The organism is Clostridium sediminicola, assembly GCF_050402865.1.
GTDB lineage: Bacteria > Bacillota > Clostridia > Clostridiales > Clostridiaceae > Clostridium_AF > Clostridium_AF sediminicola.
In genome coordinates, this window is sequence record NZ_BAABMF010000003.1 from 125,145 (window position 1) to 148,855 (window position 23,711).

The 23,711-nt window shown below is 28.7% G+C and carries 21 protein-coding genes; 3 read left to right on the forward strand and 18 right to left on the reverse strand.

Features of this window, described 5'->3' with window-relative positions:
- Positions 1 to 329: 329 nt before the first annotated feature.
- The 6 genes from ACQ3F0_RS07345 to ACQ3F0_RS07370 form a co-directional block, all read right to left on the reverse strand.
- Positions 330 to 1,466, reverse strand: a complete 1,137-nt coding sequence (locus ACQ3F0_RS07345; protein ID WP_428864506.1) for a glycerate kinase — start codon at positions 1,464 to 1,466, stop codon at positions 330 to 332.
- Between the two features lie 38 nt (positions 1,467 to 1,504).
- Positions 1,505 to 3,028 carry a BCCT family transporter gene (locus tag ACQ3F0_RS07350; RefSeq protein WP_428864507.1) on the reverse strand — a complete coding sequence of 508 codons (1,524 nt, stop codon included), beginning with the start codon at positions 3,026 to 3,028 and terminating at the stop codon, positions 1,505 to 1,507.
- A gap of 137 nt (positions 3,029 to 3,165) precedes the next feature.
- On the reverse strand, positions 3,166 to 4,206 hold the full coding sequence (locus ACQ3F0_RS07355) for a zinc-dependent alcohol dehydrogenase (RefSeq protein ID WP_428864508.1): 1,041 nt from the start codon (positions 4,204 to 4,206) through the stop codon (positions 3,166 to 3,168).
- Between the two features lie 200 nt (positions 4,207 to 4,406).
- On the reverse strand, positions 4,407 to 5,585 hold the full coding sequence (locus ACQ3F0_RS07360; protein WP_428864509.1) for a CdaR family transcriptional regulator: 1,179 nt from the start codon (positions 5,583 to 5,585) through the stop codon (positions 4,407 to 4,409).
- 212 nt (positions 5,586 to 5,797) lie between these two features.
- Positions 5,798 to 6,106, reverse strand: coding sequence for a DUF6897 domain-containing protein (locus ACQ3F0_RS07365; RefSeq protein ID WP_428864510.1), 309 nt, complete (start codon positions 6,104 to 6,106; stop codon positions 5,798 to 5,800).
- Positions 6,107 to 6,322: 216 nt separating this feature from the next.
- Complete coding sequence (locus tag ACQ3F0_RS07370; RefSeq protein WP_428864511.1) at positions 6,323 to 6,691, reverse strand: exonuclease/endonuclease/phosphatase family protein; 369 nt, start codon at positions 6,689 to 6,691, stop codon at positions 6,323 to 6,325.
- A 277-nt stretch (positions 6,692 to 6,968) separates the two neighbouring features.
- On the opposite strand from ACQ3F0_RS07370, the gene ACQ3F0_RS07375 reads away from it, so the two are divergent.
- Positions 6,969 to 7,337, forward strand: coding sequence for a winged helix-turn-helix transcriptional regulator (locus ACQ3F0_RS07375; RefSeq protein ID WP_428864512.1), 369 nt, complete (start codon positions 6,969 to 6,971; stop codon positions 7,335 to 7,337).
- Positions 7,338 to 7,444: 107 nt separating this feature from the next.
- Here the strand turns inward: ACQ3F0_RS07375 and ACQ3F0_RS07380 are convergent, their stop codons facing one another.
- Together ACQ3F0_RS07380 and ACQ3F0_RS07385 are read right to left on the reverse strand one after the other, a co-directional pair.
- The gene (locus tag ACQ3F0_RS07380) at positions 7,445 to 7,840 is read right to left on the reverse strand and encodes a pyridoxamine 5'-phosphate oxidase family protein (RefSeq protein WP_428864514.1); all 396 of its coding nucleotides are present in this window, start codon (positions 7,838 to 7,840) and stop codon (positions 7,445 to 7,447) included.
- Between the two features lie 46 nt (positions 7,841 to 7,886).
- The gene (locus tag ACQ3F0_RS07385; RefSeq protein WP_428864515.1) at positions 7,887 to 8,297 is read right to left on the reverse strand and encodes a flavodoxin family protein; all 411 of its coding nucleotides are present in this window, start codon (positions 8,295 to 8,297) and stop codon (positions 7,887 to 7,889) included.
- 274 nt (positions 8,298 to 8,571) lie between these two features.
- Here ACQ3F0_RS07385 and ACQ3F0_RS07390 point away from each other — a divergent pair, with 274 nt between their 5' ends.
- A complete protein-coding gene (locus ACQ3F0_RS07390; protein WP_428864516.1) occupies positions 8,572 to 9,246 on the forward strand; it encodes a DUF1638 domain-containing protein in 675 nt (224 codons plus the stop codon).
- 127 nt (positions 9,247 to 9,373) lie between these two features.
- Positions 9,374 to 10,000, forward strand: coding sequence for an MBL fold metallo-hydrolase (locus tag ACQ3F0_RS07395; protein WP_428864518.1), 627 nt, complete (start codon positions 9,374 to 9,376; stop codon positions 9,998 to 10,000).
- Positions 10,001 to 10,141: 141 nt separating this feature from the next.
- Here ACQ3F0_RS07395 and ACQ3F0_RS07400 read toward each other — a convergent pair whose 3' ends face one another.
- The 10 genes from ACQ3F0_RS07400 to ACQ3F0_RS07445 form a co-directional block, all read right to left on the reverse strand.
- Entirely contained in the window at positions 10,142 to 11,722 is a 1,581-nt protein-coding gene (locus ACQ3F0_RS07400) for a methyl-accepting chemotaxis protein (RefSeq protein ID WP_428864519.1), read from the reverse strand.
- A 376-nt stretch (positions 11,723 to 12,098) separates the two neighbouring features.
- Positions 12,099 to 13,442: a DUF4874 domain-containing protein gene (locus ACQ3F0_RS07405; RefSeq protein ID WP_428864520.1), complete on the reverse strand. Its 1,344-nt coding sequence runs from the start codon at positions 13,440 to 13,442 to the stop codon at positions 12,099 to 12,101.
- Between the two features lies 1 nt (position 13,443).
- Complete coding sequence (locus ACQ3F0_RS07410) at positions 13,444 to 14,436, reverse strand: glycosyltransferase family 2 protein (RefSeq protein WP_428864521.1); 993 nt, start codon at positions 14,434 to 14,436, stop codon at positions 13,444 to 13,446.
- A gap of 47 nt (positions 14,437 to 14,483) precedes the next feature.
- Positions 14,484 to 15,533: a polysaccharide deacetylase family protein gene (locus tag ACQ3F0_RS07415; protein WP_428864522.1), complete on the reverse strand. Its 1,050-nt coding sequence runs from the start codon at positions 15,531 to 15,533 to the stop codon at positions 14,484 to 14,486.
- A gap of 48 nt (positions 15,534 to 15,581) precedes the next feature.
- Positions 15,582 to 17,120 carry a lipopolysaccharide biosynthesis protein gene (locus ACQ3F0_RS07420; RefSeq protein WP_428864523.1) on the reverse strand — a complete coding sequence of 513 codons (1,539 nt, stop codon included), beginning with the start codon at positions 17,118 to 17,120 and terminating at the stop codon, positions 15,582 to 15,584.
- Positions 17,121 to 17,162: 42 nt separating this feature from the next.
- On the reverse strand, positions 17,163 to 18,224 hold the full coding sequence (locus ACQ3F0_RS07425; RefSeq protein ID WP_428864524.1) for a glycosyltransferase family 2 protein: 1,062 nt from the start codon (positions 18,222 to 18,224) through the stop codon (positions 17,163 to 17,165).
- Positions 18,225 to 18,292: 68 nt separating this feature from the next.
- A complete protein-coding gene (gene pelG / locus ACQ3F0_RS07430; protein ID WP_428864525.1) occupies positions 18,293 to 19,753 on the reverse strand; it encodes an exopolysaccharide Pel transporter PelG in 1,461 nt (486 codons plus the stop codon).
- A 16-nt stretch (positions 19,754 to 19,769) separates the two neighbouring features.
- Positions 19,770 to 21,188 (reverse strand): GT4 family glycosyltransferase PelF, encoded by a 1,419-nt coding sequence (gene pelF, locus ACQ3F0_RS07435; protein ID WP_428864527.1) that lies wholly within the window; start codon positions 21,186 to 21,188, stop codon positions 19,770 to 19,772.
- Between the two features lie 9 nt (positions 21,189 to 21,197).
- Positions 21,198 to 22,928: a DUF2194 domain-containing protein gene (locus ACQ3F0_RS07440; RefSeq protein ID WP_428864528.1), complete on the reverse strand. Its 1,731-nt coding sequence runs from the start codon at positions 22,926 to 22,928 to the stop codon at positions 21,198 to 21,200.
- Entirely contained in the window at positions 22,925 to 23,701 is a 777-nt protein-coding gene (locus tag ACQ3F0_RS07445) for a glycosyltransferase family 2 protein (protein WP_428864529.1), read from the reverse strand. The genes ACQ3F0_RS07440 and ACQ3F0_RS07445 overlap by 4 nt, the downstream gene beginning before the upstream one ends.
- Between the last annotated feature and the right edge of the window lie 10 nt (positions 23,702 to 23,711).

The window sequence follows — 23,711 nt, forward strand, 5'->3', positions numbered from 1 at the left end:
ATCTACTCTTTTCTGAAAACTCAATTTTGAGTTTTCAGAAATATCTGTTTATCATTATGACAGGTCTTTAGATTAATTTATACTAAAATCTTAATTTTATCTTCGACATATTATTTTAACATATTTTCTAAAGCTTCCCAACCCATTGCTACAATGTTTATAAATATTGATGTGTATACTTTTCCTTTTTTATAGTCTAAAAATTAACCAGTAGATTTTATCATCTACTGGTTATAAGTTAAATACGTTTCTATTTTATTTTAATACTCTGTATAAATTCAGAATTTATAATTTCATTACCTTATAAAAATATATATCCACAAAAATTCTTAATAACTCACATTAATTTTAATGTTTCTCATAATTCGTTCAGTTACATCTTCTAAAAGTTCAGTGGAATTTTCCATCGCTTCTGAAAGCGACATAGGCCTGTTTACAATGCTCATTATGCTATCTACTCCATGTTCATATACAGCTGAAGCCCCTTCTCCAATTCCTCCTACGATAGCTAATACAGGAATATTATATTTTTTTGCTTTTTTAGCAACACCTACAGGAACTTTACCGTATACTGACTGTTTGTCAATTCTCCCTTCTCCAGTTATAACTAAGTCAGCATTAAGTAAATACTCTTCAAAATTTATTGTATCTAGAACAATTTCTATACCAGCTTTCAATGTAACATTAGCATATGAAAGAAGTAAAGTTGGTAAACCGCCAGCTGCACCACAACCTTGTATATTAAGTACATCTTTATTACAATCATCCTTAATTTTTTGAGCTAAATGTCTTAAATTATTATCAAGAATTATTATCATTTCTTTCGTTGCACCCTTTTGAGGTCCGTAAATAGCAGATGCACCTTCATCTCCGCATAAGGTATTAGTAACATCAGAAGCTATAATTAATTCACACTCTTTAAGTCTTTCATCCAAAGCTTTTGAATCAATTGAATCAATGTTAGATAAAGCTCCTCCTCCGTATGCTATTTCACAATTACTATTATCTTTAAAAGACATTCCAAGAGCTTGAGCCATGCCAACACCACCATCATTCGTAGCGCTCCCCCCAACTCCCATTATGATTTTCCTGCACCCTTCTTCAAGCGCAGCTTTTATAAGCTCTCCAGTCCCATACGATGTAGTCACGAGAGGATTCCTTCTATTCTCAGGAACCAACGGTAACCCTGAGGCAGCAGCCATTTCTATAACTGCTACATCTTTATTTATTATTCCATATTCTGAAATTATTTTTTCACCTAAAGGACCCGTAACTTCTACTTGTTTTTTTATTCCACCCGTCCCAATTACCAAAGCATCAACAGTTCCCTCACCACCGTCTGCCATAGGAATTTTCACAATATCTGCTTGTGGAAAAACTTTTTCTATTCCTTTTTTTATTGTCTCAGCTGCTATCACAGTTGAAATGCTTCCTTTAAAAGAATCCACCGCAATAATTATTTTCATCACTTTCGCCACCTTAAAATAGTTTCATTAGAATTATATTAATTCTTATCAATCTCATTATATTTTTCAGGATTTTTTAGAATTTTAACTAGACCAACAATTATGATAATTTCAATAAACAGTGCTGGGAAACCTCCTAGATTAGCTAATATTTTTACCCCTTGAAGATTTGCAAAAGTAAGCATAATCCATGTAATAGCAAGTAAAAGTCCTCCCAAAATAATCTTAACCCCATGTGGTGAAACAGAATGATCTGGAGTAAAATTAGTAGAAGCCAATGAACTCATAGCAGTTACGTTTGAATCCACACAAGTTACAAAAGAAATAAATATTGCAATCATATAAAATGGAATAACTATTGTACTCAATGGATATTTAGTAAAGAATTCATAAATTATAAATTCCTGCCCTTTTGCTGCCATAACAGTCGATAAAGAACCAGTAGTCATTTCTTGATAAATAGAATTACCACTGAGCACACTCATCCACAATATTCCAAAGCAACCTGGGATTATAAAATTCATTGAAATATATTCCTTTACTTTACGTCCAACTGATATTCTTCCTAAAAACAATGGTGCCATTGGTATAGTTGAAAGCCAAATTGCCCAGTTGTAATTTATCCACCCACGAGGCCAAGTATCCCCAGCAGCTGTTCCTGTAAACAAACTTTGTGAGAAAAAAGTATCAAGGTACTGTCCAAAAGCTTCAATTGCAATATTAACCACATATGCCAAAGGTCCTGTTAAAAGTAGAAAAGCTGCTATAATAAAATATGCTTTTACATTCAAATCAGATAATACTCTAATACCTTTCATAATACCTGTAATAGCTGAAATAACCGCTATAGATACAAATGAAAAGCCCACAATTAACCAAAGACTTGGTTTGCTTTCTATTCCTAATAAATAGTTAAGCCCTCCCGATAAATTTAGTATTCCAGCTCCAGTTGAAGCAGAAAGCCCTAAAATTACTGAAACTAAAAATATCGAATTAAGAGGTACAAAAAGTTTATTAGGTATCTTTTCTCCTAATGCGGGTATTAGTGTAGATGTTATACCATAAGGCTTTTTCATATTATAATAAACAAATGCAAACATTAAACCAGGCAAACAATACAATGCATAAGGATGAAAACTCCATTGCATAAATATAGTAGATAGTGCAAACACTGCAGATTGCGGACTTCCTGGCTCAAGTCCCATAGATACTGGTGGTTGAACAATATGCACTACTGGTTGTACAAACCCCCAAAATACACAACCTGTTGCAATAGTAGTGCATAAAGTAATTGCAAACCAATTCCATTTTGACATCATTGGTTTTGCATTTTTACCTCCAATTACTACATTACCAAAAGGTGAAAAATAAATTATAATACACATGATAACAGCTGTAAGTCCTACTAAACTAAACGTTCCTCCAAAGTAATCTAAAATCCAGTCGTTTACACCATTCACAACAGCAGTAAACATGTCAATATTTGCAAAGTTCAAAACTACTATTCCCAAAAGTAATAAAATTGCCGGCCAAAACATGCGATGGTTTAAATTTTTAAACATTCTTGCCCTCCTTTTTTACTTTTAACTTTTTCAAGAATATTTTATGCTTTATATAGAATACAACTAAAGTTATTACTTTAGTTGTATTCTATATAAACTAATCAACACTATATTCTCTTTTGCCTATTCAAATCAACCTATTCAAACTTAAAAGCAACCTTACATGTTTCATCTGTATCACAAGCTGCTTCAAAAGCCTTTTGAGCATCATCAAGATTAAATACATCAGTGATTAACGGTTTAACTTTTACATATCCATCCTTCAAAATCTTCATAGTCTTTTCATTGTACCAAAAACGGTTGTGTCGTACTGAATGCATCAATGCTAATGTTCTAATATCAAGGCCATCATTATGCCATCTATCCATATTAAAAGTAACATCATCTAGAATCCAGCTATATAGTCCAATAATACCTCCATGTTTTACTAAGTTTGTTACTCTTACTAAACTTTCACTACCCCATTCTTCTGTATATCCTGCAACTTCAAATGCAACATCAACACCATATCCATTAGTTTCTTCAAGAACAATTTTTTCAACATCATCAGTATTATTAAGAACAATATCTGCACCTAAATCCTTAGCTAGTTTACGTTTACGTGATATAGGATCTACACAGATTATTTTACCAGCACCCATTCTTCTTGCCATCTGAGCAATAATCTGTCCTGCAAAACCAGTACCTACAATTAATACGTCGTCCCCTACTTCAACTCCTGATTCCATCCCAGCATATATAGGACAGCATGTTGTTTCTGCCATAGCAGCATCTGTCATATCCATTCCATCTGGAACCTTCATAAGACCTGTCCCACTATATGCCCCATCATATTTTACTGGAGCAATAAAATAATCAGCCATTGTATTAAACCAAGCAAATGATGTAACTTTATCTCCTACTTTAAACTCAGTTACTCCTTCACCAACTTCTACAACAACTCCAGCCCCTTCATGTCCCATAGGTAAAGGAAATTCAAAGAACGCTTCATCATTACCACCAGATGGATCCTTTACAATAGTTTTGTTCGGCATCTGACCTCTAAAATAATTTTTATCAGTTCCACATATAGATGACATATACGTTTTTACCAATACCTCATTTGGACCCGGCTTAAGGTCTACCTCTATAACCTCGATTTTTCTTGGTGCTGTTAAAACTACTTGTCTTGATTTCATTGATTTTCCTCCCTTATTTTTTTTGGTTTTATTTTCTTTTTCTTTCATATCTTGTCTTTATTATATAAGGATTTTTATAAAATAAAAATAGTATAGTCAATAAAAAAACTAAGAATTATTGTACTCTCAGTACAAAATTCTTAGCTTACCATTTTTATATCTTTTATTTTTAATTTGAAATTATTAACTCCTAAATATAATTAACCTACTTTTGTATCTATATAAATAGCTAACATATCCCAAAATTTTCGGTCTTTATGATTGTTTATTGGATCTAAATTAAGTAATTCTTTTAGCTTGTTCAACCTAAAAATAACTGTATTTCTATGTACAAATAACGCCTTAGAAGCGCTAACTATATTCATATTACTCTTTGTTAAAACAATAATAGTTTTTATTAGAGCTTGTCTATCTTTTACTTTTAAGTAATAATTCTCGAAAAAATGTTCCATACTTTCTTTGGAAATTTTAGAATAAAAATAATCAAATACGTAATCATGAATATGTCCAATTCCCTCTTGCTTATACTTCAATATTTCATTTAAAACAAACTCAGCTTCTGAATAGCTTTTACTAATTTTTTTAATTTCCTTATAATAACTTCCTATTCCAATATAAATATTCCCTTTAAATTTTTCCTCAACATTTTTCTTTATATCTTTAGCATACTGCATAACTTCTTCAGCGATATCCATTCCATGGAGATTTTTAATGGTTTTCAAAAGAATAATTTCATCCATGGAAGCATAAGACAGAATATCTTCTCTCCTGTAGCATTTTGTTTTTTTTATTAGATTTAAAATATTGTCCTCAATAATATTTTTTTGTTCAAACATCTTAGTGTTACGTTTATTCTTCATAATTTCCTTTAGAGACAGAACTATAGCTATTCTAGGTTTATTTAAATCATAACCTAACTTAGTCCCCCACCTTAAAACAGACAAATAATCTTCATTGGTTTTAATATTCATGAGCATATTCATAAAAAATACTTTATTACTTTGCCTATAATACATTTTTTGTTTCAACATTTCTTGTTCAAACATTAATTCAATCATAGATTTAACTAACTTTACAAAATCATCAATTTGATCTGGATCTCCTGTTATACCAATTACACCTATTACTTTACCATTATAATAAAAAGGCTGATTAATTCCGGTTTTTACACCTTTAAGAATTTCTTCATCTTCTATTTCAATATCAATACGCTTTTCTAACTCTGCTGCTTGTTTTCCAATTTTATGAAAAGTACCTACTCTGTCTTTAGAGCCACTAGCCACGATAATTCCTTTTTCATCAATAATATTAACATTATACCCAATATCCTTAATGATTTCATCTGCTAATCTTTGCAACATTTCACCCCGAAGAATCAATTATATCGCCCCTCTCGTAAACCTTTACACTTTCAGTATCTTTTAAAAAGTCAGTACAAGCTAAAAACTTGCTTAGTAATTTTAAAATATTATGTTATTATCACTTTTCATTGTACTATATATTAGTTATTTAAACAAATATTTACATTGCAACCATATATAAAATTAACCAGTAGATTTTATCATCTACTGGTTATAAATTAAAAACGTTTCTATTTTATTTTAATACTCTGTATAAATTCAGAATTTATAATTTCATTACCTTTTTTTGTTTCTATCTCAATCCAATTCTCATCTACATTAATTATTTTCCCAACTACACTTATACCAAATGACCCAGTACTAACTTGACAATTTTGACCTATATATTTTTTAATTATCTCATTCACCAAAATTCTTTCACCCTTCCTTTTCTTCATTTTTATTATTGCTGACTTATGCATATTCCGTTGCTGTGGTAATATAACAAATAATAAAATAAATATAGGTAAATATATACTAATCCATGTAGCTCCGTTCAAACAAAATTCACCATCCTTATATGTTATATTATATAATAACCGTCACTTAATTTAATTCATGTATTTCTAGATATTATAAATATTATAACATATAATAATTCATTTATTATTGGTGGCAAAAAACATTATCATGTTGTGAGACTCGTGATAAAGCGAAATTATAAAATATTCTAGACACGATTCTGAAAATGTGAGTAACTTTGTCATTTTATCTATTTATTCTAACATAAATTTCATTACTACAGGGTTATGATCAGAGTTAGTAAACTCTAAATCTATAACTTTTGTCTGACTTATTGCAACATTTGGTGACACAAGAAACCCATCGATTACTCCTGTTTGAGTTTTTCCTTCTTTATATGCTTCATTTAATAATCTATAAGTAGGAGCATTATCATTCACCCCCCAATTCCATCCTTCTTCAACCCAATCATTTGGAATACTATATGGTGTATAAAATGAACCGTTTTCAAAGAGTGGGAACTGATTTGCATCAATAATATCAAATGTTTGATTCCAATCTCCACCTAACACAACATAATTCCCTTTATTATACTCTTCCAATATATATAAAATTCTTTTCATAATTATCCCCCCATTAATCATAAGTAGTTCTTACCCAAACTCGTTAGAACTTGTGGTTACCCTTGTTCATTAGCTAATTAAATAATTCTTCAAATTCTATTTATTTTCTCTTTTATGTTTCAAATTTCACAGTAGAATTTCTATATACATTGACTTTTAAATAATTAAATTATAAACTTATGATATAAGAAGCATAAGTACATATATTAATAATACTTAGTATTACAAAATATACTTAATTTATAAATATACTTATCACAAAAGGAGATAAACCGATATGGATAAATTATTATTAGAATGTAAAGAATGTAAAGTAGAAGATGATATGAAAAGCGCACTATGTCCAGTGTGCTTAGCGCAGAGATTAATTAGAGGCAAGTGGAAAATTGTAATAATTTTCTTATTAAAAAATAAAACATTAAGATTTTCACAAATCAAAAAATCTATACCAAAAGTGACTCAAGCATATCTAAGCAGTCAACTAAAAGAGCTTGAAGCTGCTGGATTGATTGTTAGACATTCTTACAATGAAGTACCTCCAAGAGTTGAATATTATTTAACAGAAGAAGGTAAATCTTTTATCAAAGTAATTGATAGTATGCACTCATGTGGAGTAAATTATATGCATACCAAATTGGGTATGTAATCAATATTTGCTAATAACAAACAAGAACTTAAAATCCTAAATTTCACATAATGAAATTTAGGATTTTAATACTTTCTAGCTCTCCTGACGATTATAGATAACTCCTATTAAAGGATTTGAGTTCCTGCATTTGGTCCAGCACTTTGGTCATATATAGCTGTTGGCTTAAATATCCATAATCCTGACATAGCCATACCAATCTTCTCTAATTCTTTTGCTACTGTATCAAATAAATCGCCTTCTGTTTGTCTTTCTACAACTGTTGCATTTACAAGATATGATTCCATACCTTTAACAGCTAATACTGCAATGTTCTTGTTGCTTTCTAAATTTTTTGCTGTTTTTTTCATAAGTATTTCTGCTGCGCATATTGTTTCTGCATTAGGTGCCATTATACTGCCTACTACAATTGAGTGTGGTACTCCATCACTAGAAACGGTTGTTAGTACTTTTGATGCCTCTTGATCATTTAGTAAAGTTGAAACTTTTTCTGTTATAGTCATAATAATTCTCCTTCATTAATTTATTTTTATTTTATAATTATTTTTATTAGCGTCCCACAATTTCTTTTGCAAAATTAGCTGCATTTTGAATATCCTTTTTATCTGGCTTTCCTCTGTGCATCAATGTAAATGAACCACGACAATGAAATTCTTTATCAGACATTTGAATTCCCTTTTTTTCAATAAGCTTTTTTACCTGTTTATATGTAGACTCTATCAAAGCAGCGGTACTAAAATTCACTATTTTTCCAACTGATACATCTATTGAAGAAATAAAGTTTTTAACATCGCTTACAACCCCTCCGGCATATACAGAACTTCCAAGGAAAAGAATATCAACATCCTCGCTAAGTGGTTCACTAATTGGAAGTGCTTTAACACCTATTGCTTTTGCAATGCCCTCTGCAAGTTTCTTGGTGTTTCCGCTTTTGGTATAGTATCTAACAGCTATTTTCATATTAAAATCTCCTTTCATTGCTTCGAATAATTAAATTATAAACTCAAGATATTAAAATCACAAGTACAAATATTTTTAATACTTAGTATTGAAAATAATACTTAGTATATATTTCATACTTTATATAAGGATTTCTATACTAAATATAGTTTTAGATACCAAGTATATTTAATCTTTCTACTTGTTGCTACAATCTAATATGTTTATAATTTAATTATTGAAAAGTTAATTATAATTTAGAATAACCTAATTTAATATTTAAAGAGGTGTGCTTATGAATATGCTAGTTATTGCTTGTGAAACCTTAAAAGAAGAGCTTTTACATATAGCTGAGAAAAATAACATTGATATCAATTTTACTTGGGTGAATAGTGGACTACATGAAATACCTGAAAATCTATGTAATCAATTACAGGAGGAAATTAATAAATATGATGGTCATTATGAGAATCTTTTATTAGCTTACGGTTCATGTGGGGGTGGTACTATAGGATTAAAAACTGAAATGTCTAAATTAATTATACCAGTTGCTGATGATTGTCTTTCCTTAGTATTAGGTGGTAACTGTAGACGTAATAAAATTGCTGAAGATGATTGTGCCTTTTTCATGACAAAAGGTTGGGTAAGATGTAGAAGAGAAATGAAAAACACTAGTTTACAATATTTAAGAGAAAAATATGGCGACGAACTTGCTGAAGAGATTTTTAAAGATATGTATGTTAATTATCGCTCTATTGATATTATAGATACTGATGCCTATGATTTGAATGAAATCAAAAATGAAATAAATGAATTTAAAACTATTATAAATTTAAGTGAAAAAGTTGTTAAAGGTGATTTATCTATTATAGTAAACTTTTTAACTAAAGTATGGGATAAAGGCTTTATCATAAAATCCCCTGGAGACCTTATTAAAAAAAGTGATTTTGATAACTTACAAAATATCTAAATATACAATTATCTTATCCATTTTTACTTATTGCGGCTATTAATATTTATTATTATAATATATAAGAGAAAAAATATTTGAACTATATTTACTAAAGCAAATACTAAAGCAAAATGGAGGAGAAAAAATGCACAAATTATTACTTAGAGGAGAAATAGATGTAAACTGCTATTTTATTGAGCATAATAAAAAATGTTATATAGTTGACCCAGGCTATGAAAGGGAAAGAATTATTAAATATGTTGAAGACAATAATCTAGAAGTAATGGGAATTTTGTTAACTCATGGTCATTATGATCATGTAGGAGCGATTGATTGTTTTGATGTACCCGTATATATTCATAAGACTGAATACAGTTTTCTAAAAACTGACGAGATTAATGGATTCAAATCACACAATAAGTTAAAACCATATTCTGTAGATGATTTAAATATTGTTAAAATTGAAGATTCAGATGTTATAGAATTTGACGATAAAAAAATCGAAGTGATTCATACCCCTGGACATACAGCTGGATGTGTATGCTATAAATTTGAGAATGATTTATTTTCTGGAGATACGTTATTTAAAGAAGCTGTTGGAAGATTTGATTTCCCAACTGGTGATTTAAATGCACTAAAAAAATCTGTAGTTAATTTAATTGATAGTCTTGATGATGATGTAAATGTTCACCCTGGCCATATGGATAGCTCAACTATTAAATATGAAAAAGAAAATAATGATTACTATCTTGAATGGAAAGTATCTTTGTAATAAGAAAAAATATTACTTATTGTTTTATAATTACCTTTAAATTCTGAAAACTCAATTTTGAGTTTTCAGAATTTTTTTCTCTCATAATAACAGGTATTTAGTATTTTCATTACTTACACCCAAAGCCAAAATTTAATATAATTATTTTAACTTAAATACTCCTACTTGATTTTTCAATATTTCAGCTTGGCTAGATAACTCTTCACTAGCAGCCGCTGTCTCTTCTGATATAGCAGAAGTTGTTTGCACAACTGCAGCTATTTGAGTAATACCTTCACTAACTTGAGCAACTCCAATTGCTTGTTCGTTAGACGCTACTGCAATATCTCCAACTAAAGTAGCTGCATAGGAAATTCCATCCACAATTTTATCTAAAGCTCCTGCTGTTTTATTAGCAATTCTGTTTCCAACTTCTACATTCTTAATAGATTCTTCAATCATAGTGGTTGTTTCTTTAGCTGCGTTTGCAGAACGAGCTGCTAGACTTCTTACTTCTTCAGCAACTACTGCAAAACCTTTACCATGTTGTCCTGCTCTTGCTGCTTCAATCGCAGCATTTAAAGCTAATATATTGGTTTGAAAAGCTATTTCATCAATTACTTTAATAATCTTAAAAATATTATTTGAAGAATCATTAATTTCAGCCATTGCAGTTAACATTTCATTCATTTGTTGATTACCTTCAGTTGCAAAGTCTTTAGCCTTTGTTGCAATCTCCTTAGCTTCATTGGCATTTTGAGCATTTTGTTTAGTCTGTGAAGAAATTTCATCAATTGAAGCTGTTAATTGTTCAACTGAACTCGCTTGTTCTGTTACCCCTTGTGAAATGATTGTACTAGAATCAGATACTTGATCTGCTCCTGCTGCAACTTGTTCTGAAGCTGAATTTATATTAGAAATTACATTATTTATATTATCTGCCATAATCATAAACGCTCTAGATATTTTTCCTATTTCGTCCTCAGACTTAAGATTTAAGTTTACATTAAGATTTCCATCTGCAATGCTTATTGCAGCCTCTTCAATATACTTTATAGGTTTTAGAGATTTTCTCAAATAAAATGTTAAAATTGTTGCTGTTATAAGTATTGATATTGATAAAATAAACCAAATAATATTAGATAGTCTATTTAAATCAAGACTCAAGTTTTTTGTAAGAAAATCTGCGTTAAAATCTGCCGCTAAAATTGCTACAGGCTCATTACTACTATTATAAATAGTAACATATCCAGTTTTAAGCCATCCCCAATCTTCATAAAACTCAATTTTTGTAATAAAACTTCCAGTTTCAAAAGTTTTCTTCTCATCTTCATACTCAATTTCAGCTGAACTATTAGTTTCCAGAGCATCTCCGAAATTTGAAAAATCTTCGTTATCTTTTTTTAATGAGTCTACTAAGTAGTAGAACTTACCATCTTTAAACTGTCCTATAGTATAAAGATATTTAAAATCACACTTTTTATAGACTTTATTTAAGTAATTATACAGTTCATCATAGTACTCGTTGTTATCCACTCCATTATTAATTAATTGTTCTAATTTGTCGCCATCAATATTGGCACTTATTCCATTTAAGGAATTGATTATTTGCTTGTCCGTTTCACTCTTTGTAACGTTCATAGAAAGATTTAAAATAAACAATCCTGTAATAATATTAATTACAATTAGTATTACAACTGTAATACTTACAACTTTTGTAGTTAGTGACCATTTTTTAAACAATTATTTTCCTCCTAAAAGTTCTTTCATCATATTTTTTAAAGTTATTTTGTCATCAGCTATTATTAGTCTTTTTTTCACAATACTTTATCATTGTACCATAATTATCCTATATTCTCTACGCTTCCAAGTTGTTCAAGCGTATTATTTAATAATATATATAGTATAATTAAAAATATTTTTATATTATGTGATGTATTCACTCTTTCATAATGCAAAAAAATAATCTTCTGTTTTCCAAAACTCTAAAAAGAACAAAAGCTAGTACAGTTGTATATTTCATAATACAGACCGCACTAACTAATAATTTAAAGCCATACCAGTACTTAGAATATCTATCTGAAAAGTTCCCAAACCTCGACATACATTCAGCAACTATCTACTCTAATACATAATGCTTATTATGCACTTTATACTTTGCAAAAAAGTTTACTCCCTCTTCATATACCAAATCTGAATTTACAAATTCTATTTCACCAGTTTCATTATCAGAATCTGCTATATAAATCCCTACTTGTATATCTTCTTCGTTATCCTCTCTAAATAAATTATCTATAGTAGTATTAATTTTGAATTCTTTTTCCATACCGCCATTTATTGAAGAAAGCTCGCCTTCTAATATGGAGTCATATATAATTTCTTTTCCTCTCTTCATTACTAAAAATAATTTATTACCTTTATCAATAGGTGCAAATCCAGAATTATGGATAGCTAGTTTTATACTATACTTTCTATTATTTTTTATGTATTTAGACAATTTAACTTCACCTAACCATAATCTATAGCCCAGATGATTCTTTATATATTCAAAACCATTTTGACCTTGGTATTCTTTAGTTTTCCATTCATCTAGTACTTCCTTATTATATCTTCTATTTAAGTATGTTATTTGAAGACTTTCCATCTCTTTTACTGCATTTTCGATTGCTGAGAACTCGCTGACAGCTGGCATTTCCCCACCATTTACTCCATGTGCAACATTAGATTTTGCCCATTCTAACTCTTTTTCTCTTGTGTATTCTGAATCATCATATGTTCCCATATCGTTTTCTGTAGACAATAATGCATCATTATGTAGGCCTAATCTAGAATTATCAATACCCTCATCTATTGCATCTCTAATAAATCTTGGTCGTCTCACATTGATAACTATATCCTTATTCAAATTTTCAAGCATTACTGTTAATATTCTATTCCTATACCTCACTTCATCCTTATCACCCTTAAAAAACTTACTACTATGCCATTCTCCCCACGGTCCTATAAATCCAGCTTGAACACTTAAGATAACATCTTTATTTTTATTTAAGATAGGGGCTATTTGCTTTATATGTGTATAAATAGTATCTATAGTTTCAGGGTCTTCATATTTTGGATCAAATCCATATGCAGCCCTAAATACAATTTGCATCTCATACTCTCGCGCTTTATTTAACAGTATTTCTAATTCCTTTAATTTTTCTTCAGGAATTTTGGTATTTAAATAATCTTCTATATCATATGCAACAAGCGCTATTTTAATATTTTCATCATTTAATTCTTCAAACCTCTCTTCTTCATTACTATTAATTTGAACATAAAAACCTCGTCCTGGATTTATCACTTCTTTATTGCTCTCTTTAAAATTTAGAGTAATTTTTGGTATGTATAAATATATAACAGTTCCTACTGCTATAATTATTATCAATAATAAAGCTAAAAATAAAACCATACTTTTCCTCATCCTATTCTCCTCCGAACTTTAAACCAAAAACTAAACATAATCTAACTAAACCACAATATATATTAGGAAAAATATAAAAAACTCTTAATATCATCCTTTTTATTATGGGAATACTTTTTATATTTTCTCTTGAAAATTCGCAAAATTTTTGATTATACTGTATTTTTAATTTATTCATAATTCGTTTATTAGAGTTCATTTCATATTTAACTCTATAATAGGCAATTTGTATATTTAATAAATATCTAAATTCTGCTAGAATAGTAAGCATTTTATTATTTTCCTTTTGAAAAAACATAATAGTTTCTTCTAATGCTTCCAATTTTTCTAGCCTTTTGATGCTATATGTACTACCAGTAATACTATTATCTCTTTTACGATAATAATATAACTTTGCATCTGTTACCACTATTTTATTTGATTTATACAATAACTTATAAGTAACAAACTCATCTTCATGATATTTTTGGGCTGGGTACCGTATACCTCTGAATAAGCTTCGTTTATATAATTTGCAGCAAGCAACTATCATCTTTGTCTCACTATTCTCAATAATTTTTTTTACCCCTTGGATATTAGTGTATAATGTATGATTATTACAATATTCATCTGGTAATTCCATGCCTTCATATACTAATTCATAGTCGCATATTGATATATCTGAGTTATTATCCAACAAATTGTTATACAATATTTCTAACATATTTCCATGTATAAAGTCATCACTATCTATAAATGTTATATACTTACCTTCTGAAGTTTCGATTCCTATATTTCTAGCAGCAGATAAGCCTGCGTTTTGTTGATGTATTACTTTTATTCTAGAATCTTTTTCTTTATATTCATCACATATCCTTCCACTTTTATCTTTTGACCCATCATCTACTAAAATCAATTCAAAATCAGTAAATGATTGTTCTAATATGGAAGATATACATTTCTTCAAATACATTTCTACATTATATACTGGAACAACAATACTTATTTCACTCATTCTCTTCACCTGTTTATAAGTTTTTTATGATTTCTAGACAACAAAAATCAATCTGTTACTATCCTTTTAAATTTATTTGCAATAGCAGGAATAAAGCCATTTGTATAAAATTGTGTATATGGAGATTCTGTATAAGGACTGATTGAAATCCTTGGTAAGCAGTTAGTATGCTCTTTGTGATTTAAAAATATATTTCCGCATCGTGTGGTAGTAACAGTTTTAAATCCTAACTCACTAACTATCTGAAATTCTCTTTTGCTAGCTTCATTTTTTGAACCAAAAGGAAAAGCAAAGTGTTCTACCTTTTTTCCTGTAATCATCTGAAGTTGGTTCTTTGAGTCAATTATCTCTTTTTTTACACTTTCCTTATCTAATTTTCTGAGATTATAATGGTTAGTTGTATGAGCTCCTATAGTGACAAGATTATCTTTTGACAACTCTTTTATTTGCGTCCAATTTAAAGTCAACTTGTCAGCATACTCCTGCAGACTAATCCTATTTTCCTCAAAAATATTATCTATCAATTTTTTCGAATCAAAGTAATTTTCACTCATGATTAGTTCTTTAATTTTTAAATAGATATCATTTTTTTGTTTCTGTGTTTCGGTAATAAATGAATACTTGCCACCATTATAATTGAAGTTCACAACCTTATTATTTATAACTAAATCTTTTAATGCATACCACCATAAAATTGCTGCTTTATCTGGAAAACTTGTTGTAACATATATGGTAAATGGGATTTTGTATTTCTTGAATATTGGATATGCTACATCATATGTATCAATATATCCATCATCGAAAGTAAAAACCACAAATTTTTTATCGATTTTAATCTTATTTATCAATATTTCATGTACTGTGTCTAAAGACACCACCTCATAATTATTTTCCAGGAAATATTTGATTGTCTTTTCTAAATAATCTGCTTTAATCTCTAGATCTTCACATAAAATTTTATCATTGTTTGGAATCACTCTGTGAAGCATAGCAATAGATCCAATTCCTGAATATCTAGGAGAAAACAAAGCAGAAATTGGCAATAAACAAGGTTTTGATAGGACTTTCTGAGCTTGCCTCTTTATATACTTATTCATACTAGCTCCCCCTTTCCTTTAGGTTCCATAAAACAACGGTTACATTATTTATCTATTTATAAAGTTTTTATAATTCCTACTAATCATCGTAAATACCATTTGAATTTCTTCTTTTCTCTTCAAAACAATAAAATAAAATATATTTGGAATGACTAAACATATGCATCCTTTGATTATTAAGGTACCTATTGTAACTTCATTTATCATGCTAACACATATTGATGTAATAAAAGCACTAATAATAGTCAAAAACAACCCTTCTATTTGACTTTTGAAATATACTTTTACTGAACATCCAAATTTACTTTCCATCAATAATTTTGCCTCATACCAATAATAAGTTGATAAAGTAGTAATGGAAGTAGCCAGCAAAATACCAATAACGCCAAATGTTTTACCCATTAATATGGACAAAATTATATTTATAAGTGCTGCAATACTCATAACATGTTTTACTTTTTCAAACATTCCTGCAGCTTCTCTAAATATTTTTATAGAGTTTCTAGTACAAACTAAATAATAGTTAAATACAATTACAATCACTATATTCCAGTGGAGCAAATACTCACTGCCAATCCATAAAGTTATAAAATCCTGGAATAAAACATATAAACAAGTTGTTGTGAATCCTGTAATCCAAAAATTTATTACCATTGTAATATTAAATATCTTAAACTGATTTTCAATATTTTCTTTGACAATTAGATTTCCAACACTAGCTGAAATAGCCGAATAAAAAGTAGTAACTAGGCTTAAAACTCCAACAATAATTAAGTCATAATTGGAATAATACCCCACCCACACTGTTCCAACCAATATTGAAATCAAGATATTATCTGTTCCAGTAAGTAGTGCACGTGCTAATTTATAAACAAAAACATCATTTATTTTATTTAAAATTTTCTTTTTTTCTTTGATACTTATTTTTTTATAGGTTTCTTTACTGTCTACAAATGGATATAGTCTTTTAACCTTTCTTGCTACAGAAAAGTTAAATATTATTTTTTTTACAAGAACAATTATTAAATATAGAATATAATCTCCTGTAAGTAATAGAAAAATAATTTGGAGTATAAGAGCCAAGCCATCAAAAATAAACTCATATAGCCAAATTATATATTTTTTTTGATCAGCAATTATTAGGTGTGATTTGTATATATACATATTAGAAATAACTAAACTAATCAAAAACAATATATAATACAAAGCTAAAAAAGGTACTTCTTCTTGTGTATTTACAATGAATTTAAGCATAGGAATTATTCCTACACCAATAATTGTTATAATTATAGACATAATCATATATATCTTCTTGAAATATTGATAGATAGAAGTTATTTTATTTGTATCATGTTTTGTTATGGGCTCATATAAGCTATATACCATAACTGATCCTATACCGAATTCTGCAAAAGATAATAGTAAAAATATATTAGTAAATAATCCATTAATCCCCAAAAATTCAGTTCCTAATATCTTAATAAAAACTGTCTTTGCCACTAGATTTAAGAATAGAAAAAAAACTTGGCTAATAACTCCCACTATGAAATTTCTTATAGAATTAACTTCTCTTGACTCAGTATTCATATGCTAAACCAACTTTCTAAAGATAGTCCTTACATAATATATCTAACTTTTTACATTTTTCTTTATATATACTTCAGCTAAAGGGTATATACAAAAAAATATTAATGCTAACATCTTATATAACTTTAATCTTATAGATAAAATACACATTGTATAAAAGATTATTTCTAAAAAACTCGGTAGTTTTAATAATACCTTAAGTGTCCTTCTATGAGAAAATAACTTCTTTATAGGTTCATAATTAGCAAACTCTGTGATTGTCTTATGTATATTCTTTAAAGATATCCCATCTGTATGTATTTTCTTTATTACAGCCCAACAAAATACACGAGCAACCAATGGCACAAATAAATCTATATTTTCTTCGTACTTATCCTCAACATTTAGGAAACATTCATAGTCATATATCATATCTAATACCTTTATTGTTATATCTTCATTTTTGTTGGATGTAGATAAATCATAAATATAGTAGTAATAGACAGGTTCATTTAAAACATAATACTTAGGATTAAATGAAAAAGCTTTTAAATTGAACAAGGAATCTTCCATAAATACATTTTTTGCTGAGTCGAACCTTAATTTATGTTTATTTATAAATGAGGTTCTATACAACTTTCCCCATACATAACCAAAAGAGCTGGATGTCTTAAATAAATTATATCTTCTCTTAAACTCTTTACATCCATATCTATCTATTTCACCAGATGTATAGGAATTCCGTGAAACTTTAATTTCTTTATCAACCCTAAAGTAATTACCGCTAACAATATCATACCTACCTTTTTCTGCTATAGATATTAATCTTTCTATTGAATCTTCTACTAAAACATCATCAGCATCAACAAAACAAATATATTTACCTGATACCAATTCAATACCCTTATTTCTTGCTATGCTTTGTCCATAGTTTTCACTATGTATTACTTTTATTCTATCATCTTTTTTCTTGTAATTATCACATATTACAGGACAACTATCTGGTGATCCATCATCTACTAAAATGATTTCTAAATCTTTATACGTCTGCTTTAATATACTATCTAAGCAACGCTGCAAATATTTTTCTGCTTTATATATTGGTATTATAATACTTACCTTCATAGCTTTTCCTTTCTATTTTATTATAACTAAAAAAATACTTATGGAGTTTATTCAATGGATAATTCATTTTATTCACCGCTCTCAGATATCTCTTCTTTTCTGATATACACTCTAGATTCAGGCATTTTTTCTACCCTTTTATTAAGAATAGTAGTTCTACAGAAAATATGCTCTTCAAAATGTTTTTCTACATATTGTATTCTAAAGAAACTAAATGTCCAACCTATGAAAGCTCCGAAAAAAGCTCCTAAACCATATAGAGATTCTGTAAACCTTATTGAAAAAATACTACCTACCAATACAGATATACAAAATACTATACTAGTTAACATTGCACCTTTACTATCATTAAAATAAAACATAAAGATTATATTACAATACATTAGAAATATTGTGAAAAATGCACATACTAAAGATGGATATATACTTATTACACTACCGCCAAACCCTAAATTGGGCAATATTATAATTGCAATTAGGAATATTATAGCAGTTATTAAAGCCTGTATTGCAACCAAATACCGAATTTGTTGTATTAGTAGTCTAAACATACTTTTTTTAGTTCTATTAATATCGTTCAGTTTTTTACCAATAACTGCTTCATTATATTTCTGATATTTATCATGGAATTTTGTTTCAGCCATAACAGTAAATATTATAATTGTTGATATATTTGTAAACATAGCAAGACAAGATGCCATATCATAACTTTGCATACTAACATAACTTTTAGCAACAATAATATGTGATGGGTGAGTCCAAAAAACAAAGTTATGTATATAGATTCCTAGTATATATAAAAAATTACAAAGACATATGCCTTTATGATTTTTAAAATAATATAGACACTCCTTATAATTTTTACTATTACTCTTAAAAAACTTTCTCATATAAGAAAATTCTAAAAAAGCAATAATTAAAAATCCTAAAGTAACTCCATAAAGGATAGATTTTATTGTAGTGAATCCAAATCTATATAACAAATTTGCTGAAATAAAGGCTACTCCCATACCAAAAGCATAGTATAGTGCAATTATCTTGTAGTCTTTTGTAGCTGATAAATAGATCATAGAATAAAAAGTTATAATCATAATTACGAAAAAACAGTAAGAAACAAAAGCAAACATTGGATCTACTTTTCCTACAAAAATTACCCTTAGGATAAAAGGTACACCAAATAATGATCCTAATAGCGTATTTAAAAAAATACCTGTATAAAAAGATGGTAAAATGTCTTCGTATTTTTCTTCATATATCTTATCGGCAATATATCGTGATATTACTCCATTAAATATAGATGTAGTTAGCAGTGAGAAGATAAATACATAAAGAATTGTTGATGATAATAATTCCCTTTCAGTATATGATACCGACATTAACCCTAATGTTAAATAAAGTACCACAATTGTAACTATTACCATTATAGTTGGTCCTACTGTAACAAGACTACTATAGGTAATACCTCCTACAATTCTAGATAAACTTCCTTCTTTGAAGATATTTTTCAATTCATAACCTATCCCTGCCATCTATATCACCTCGACTTCAAATCATTTTAGTTTTTCTTTTTAATTTATTATAAATTTCATGATATTTTCTAAAAACATCTTCATTTTGATAGTATTTTTTCACTCTTCGATATCCATTTAATCCCATATCTAATCTGATATTTTTTTCCTTTGCAAGATAAACCATTGCTTTAGACATTTTTTCTATGTTCATCACAGGTACAACAATACCTGCATCTCCAAATTGATCATTTTCTCCATAAATCAATTCTATACAATCCCCTACATTTGTTGATATACAAGGCTTCTTTGCAGAAAATCCTTCTAATATAACTAAAGGTTGGCCTTCACTTAAACTACTCAATACCATAAAATCCATTTTGCCTAAGTACTCTTTTACATTTACTTTACCAGTAAATACTATATCATCAATACCTAAATCATTTACCAAATGTATACATTCCTTCACATACTTTGGTTTTTCATCTAATGGTCCCATTATCCACAGCTTTAAGTTTGGAACTTGTTTTTTTGCCAAGTAAAAAGCATTAATCATAGTTTTTACATCCTTAATAGGAGTAACCCTTAAAATAGCCCCAATGTTTATATAATTATCCAGAGTATTTTTTTGAGGTAGAACTTCAAAGTCAGATACCCTTACCCCATTTGGGATAACATTGGTTTTGCTTCTTGAACATCCTAAATCAACTTGAAACTCTCTAGCCCCTTCAAATAATGCTGTTACTTCATCTGCAAAATTATAACAGCAATTTGACATTTTATAAAATTGTTGTATCCATAAATCCTTATAAAGTCCTTTTACCCAGTTAGCCTTTATAATCTCTTCTTCTCTTTCTCTAGTGTATATACCATGCTCTGATATTAATAGTGGTTTATTATATATAAACTTTGACATACTAGCAAATACTCCAGAATACCCTGTAGATAATGAGTGATATAAGTCTGCCTCTATAGGCTTATTTTTTAAAAGCAAAAACAAAGGTACATATATAGACCTCATAGTCCATAAGAAATCAGTAAATACTTCATTTTCAAAGTTTTGGTTATAATACTCTTTTGTCATCTCTAAAAATTCTTTACTTGTCAATAATTTATCTAAAGACACTGATGAATTTTGAAAAAATTTAAATACACCTTCCCAATTTACTTCATCACCAAAAATTAACTTTTTCAAATCATTGTACTCATCCTTTTTTAGGGTAAATCTCTTTTTATCTTTTTTTATATAATCATCATCAAGTAAATAGATCTCATGGATTTCACTTACGTTATCTGGTATTTTGTATTTGAATTCTCTCTTTGACTCTCTATCAACAACTAGTGTTTGAATCACAAATTCAATGTCTTTAAAATTTAATAACATCTGTTGCACCCAACTTGAAACCCCACCAGTAATATAAGGATATGCGCCCTCTACAATCAAGCATACTTTCATACTTTCCACCTACTTATATCTATCAATTTGGCCTAGATTTATATCCACTTTTTTATTTTTTGCTGTAACTAAATATGCTCCTTCTTCTATCTTCTCTATAGTCCCTTCATTTATACTAGTTATAGCTTTATTGGTTCGCAAAATAAAGTAAGCTTCTCCATACCATTCTTCTAATCTTATTTCAATTTTATTATTAAAGTACTCTATTGAAGGAGAATTAATCTCAAATTTTTTAACTACTTGAGCTGTATCTGAAATATTCCTCTCTTCTATCATTTGGAATTTTTCTCTATAGGAATCTATAAATTTAATATATTCACGGGATACATTCATCCAATTATCCCTATCATCTTCAGGATATATTATCTGTTTGAAGTTAAGATTTTGTATTATTGTTCCAAATGCTGTAACACCAGCATAGAATTCTAGTTTTTGAGAGTCAGCATTAGGTACTCCATCTATAGTAAAAGGAATATATACTGAGCTTTTGTTAAGATATCCGAAACTTTTATTTTTAGATGTCCACGGTCCAAAAACTGATTCTATAAAGCTAAATTTATCTTTGCTTATTGCCTCATTTAGAGTCTCAACATCTTCTTCATTTAAGTATAAAGATTCAAAATTTTTACTGAATAAATTATGATATATCTCTATGTCTTTTTCTAAATCCCCTGAATATACCATTCCTACTTCTCCGTTTAATTTATAAATATCTTTACCATAATTATTAATTTGATTTGCATTAAACCCATCAATTTTTTTCCTATTATCTTTGTTGAAACTATCTGTAAAAAAACCATTAGGTATAAATTTTCTACTCTTATTAATACTCAATATATCTGGGATTAATATATCTTGTTGAAGCTGCATGGTATTTCTACTGTATATTTCCTCTATTTCACTAGTGTTCTCATCGCTCACATAAGGAAGGCCCATGTACGTAAAAACTTTTGCATTTACAACAGGATAAATATAATCAGGATAAATCTGAGCCATAATGGCTGATAGAATACCGAATCCTGCATTAGTTTCAAAGAATTGTCCATTCACTACATATATCTCGCTTTCATCAAAAATATTTCGCCATATTAATGGTGAATCTTTAAAACCAGTAGCATATATTTTAGTTGTAGATAATAGTTCAATATTCGGTGCATCATAGGATAATTCCGGGAATTCTAATAATCCACCAAGCATAAAACCTGATAAAAATTTTACCCCTTCTTGATTCTTAAACTTTGTTATATTCTTTATCCCCATGATCTCATGTAACTTACTTGTTTCGACAAAATGAGCATCTGGCATTGAAGTAAAGATTATATGTTTATCTTTTTTCAAGTATTCATAAACCATCTCCACATTTCCTAGACTACTAAATTCACTTCCATTAATAATTATAATTTCTGCAGAATTCAATTCTTTATCAGTAATATCTTCAAATTTTGTTTTTGAATTGTATCCAATTTTAGCTTTTTCTAAGCTTTCTTCAACAATTCCAAGACTATTATTTTTATCTTCCCCTGCTACAATTAGACAAGTTTGGTTAAGTTCAACCTTTTTTCCTTCTTCCAACACAGGTATAGTATTCTTTGCTTCCATATTCAAATTTTCTTTGCTTTTTCTTATATAATAGTTTAAGTTAGTTATTGTCATCATCAGAACAAATAATAAAAATATAATTGATGCAATGGCGAAGTAATTTTCATTTTTCACCTCAATATCTCTCTTTTTATTATTCATTGCTCTATCTCTCTCTCTTTATTAATAACATAAGAATTTTTTCTATTCCTTAAGATAATACTAAGTGTACTTAAAGTAATTAGCACCATATATTTAATAGGTTTTATTATACCTGAATGCATTGCTTCGCCTGTTTTTCTCTCATACATTACTGCAGGAATTTCTTTAATTTTATACCCCTTCATAATCATTTGGATTATCATATTTATATCTGGATACATATAATCAAAATTCCCGTAACCTGCATAATACTTAAATGCCCTTCTATTCAACCCTTGTAGCCCTGATGTAGGATCTGTTATATCATTTTTAGTGATGATCTTTATCACTAATCTGAACAAAGAAATCGCAAAATATTTTATTTTAGATATCTTAAAGGTAACGCTATCTTTCAAGAACCTTGACCCAATCACAATATCAGGAACTTCGTAGGAGTTAAGGTCTTTGTCCATAAGACAATCATAGATTGTCTTTATATTACAAATATCATGTTGTCCATCTGCATCTAACTGTATAACATATTTATATTCTTCTTTATCAGCATATTTATACCCCACTTGTAAAGCTGAACCATATCCCAAATTACATACTTGATTTATAATATTTACATTAAAGCTTCTTACTACTTTTTCTGTATTGTCTTTTGAACCATCATTAATAACTAGAATATCAGCAATTTCATTTATCCCAGCTCTATGAATTTTATTTAACACAATCTCAATACTTTCCTCTTCATTATACGCAGGTATCATAATTAACAATTCTTTTTTCATCTTAATCACC

What these genes read in the sequence shown, in the direction of transcription:
- ACQ3F0_RS07445 (WP_428864529.1), bottom strand. Translation starts at nt 23,701, where the DNA reads ATGAAAAAAGAATTGTTAATTATGATACCTGCGTATAATGAAGAGGAA.
- ACQ3F0_RS07370 (WP_428864511.1), bottom strand. Translation starts at nt 6,691, where the DNA reads ATGAAAAGAATTTTATATATATTGGAAGAGTATAATAAAGGGAATTAT.
- ACQ3F0_RS07440 (WP_428864528.1), bottom strand. Translation starts at nt 22,928, where the DNA reads ATGAATAATAAAAAGAGAGATATTGAGGTGAAAAATGAAAATTACTTC.
- ACQ3F0_RS07390 (WP_428864516.1), top strand. Translation starts at nt 8,572, where the DNA reads ATGAATATGCTAGTTATTGCTTGTGAAACCTTAAAAGAAGAGCTTTTA.
- ACQ3F0_RS07350 (WP_428864507.1), bottom strand. Translation starts at nt 3,028, where the DNA reads ATGTTTAAAAATTTAAACCATCGCATGTTTTGGCCGGCAATTTTATTA.
- ACQ3F0_RS07425 (WP_428864524.1), bottom strand. Translation starts at nt 18,224, where the DNA reads ATGAAGGTAAGTATTATAATACCAATATATAAAGCAGAAAAATATTTG.
- ACQ3F0_RS07375 (WP_428864512.1), top strand. Translation starts at nt 6,969, where the DNA reads ATGGATAAATTATTATTAGAATGTAAAGAATGTAAAGTAGAAGATGAT.
- ACQ3F0_RS07355 (WP_428864508.1), bottom strand. Translation starts at nt 4,206, where the DNA reads ATGAAATCAAGACAAGTAGTTTTAACAGCACCAAGAAAAATCGAGGTT.
- pelF (WP_428864527.1), bottom strand. Translation starts at nt 21,188, where the DNA reads ATGAAAGTATGCTTGATTGTAGAGGGCGCATATCCTTATATTACTGGT.
- ACQ3F0_RS07380 (WP_428864514.1), bottom strand. Translation starts at nt 7,840, where the DNA reads ATGACTATAACAGAAAAAGTTTCAACTTTACTAAATGATCAAGAGGCA.
- ACQ3F0_RS07395 (WP_428864518.1), top strand. Translation starts at nt 9,374, where the DNA reads ATGCACAAATTATTACTTAGAGGAGAAATAGATGTAAACTGCTATTTT.
- ACQ3F0_RS07345 (WP_428864506.1), bottom strand. Translation starts at nt 1,466, where the DNA reads ATGAAAATAATTATTGCGGTGGATTCTTTTAAAGGAAGCATTTCAACT.
- ACQ3F0_RS07405 (WP_428864520.1), bottom strand. Translation starts at nt 13,442, where the DNA reads ATGAGGAAAAGTATGGTTTTATTTTTAGCTTTATTATTGATAATAATT.
- ACQ3F0_RS07410 (WP_428864521.1), bottom strand. Translation starts at nt 14,436, where the DNA reads ATGAGTGAAATAAGTATTGTTGTTCCAGTATATAATGTAGAAATGTAT.
- ACQ3F0_RS07420 (WP_428864523.1), bottom strand. Translation starts at nt 17,120, where the DNA reads ATGAATACTGAGTCAAGAGAAGTTAATTCTATAAGAAATTTCATAGTG.
- ACQ3F0_RS07385 (WP_428864515.1), bottom strand. Translation starts at nt 8,297, where the DNA reads ATGAAAATAGCTGTTAGATACTATACCAAAAGCGGAAACACCAAGAAA.
- ACQ3F0_RS07415 (WP_428864522.1), bottom strand. Translation starts at nt 15,533, where the DNA reads ATGAATAAGTATATAAAGAGGCAAGCTCAGAAAGTCCTATCAAAACCT.
- pelG (WP_428864525.1), bottom strand. Translation starts at nt 19,753, where the DNA reads ATGGCAGGGATAGGTTATGAATTGAAAAATATCTTCAAAGAAGGAAGT.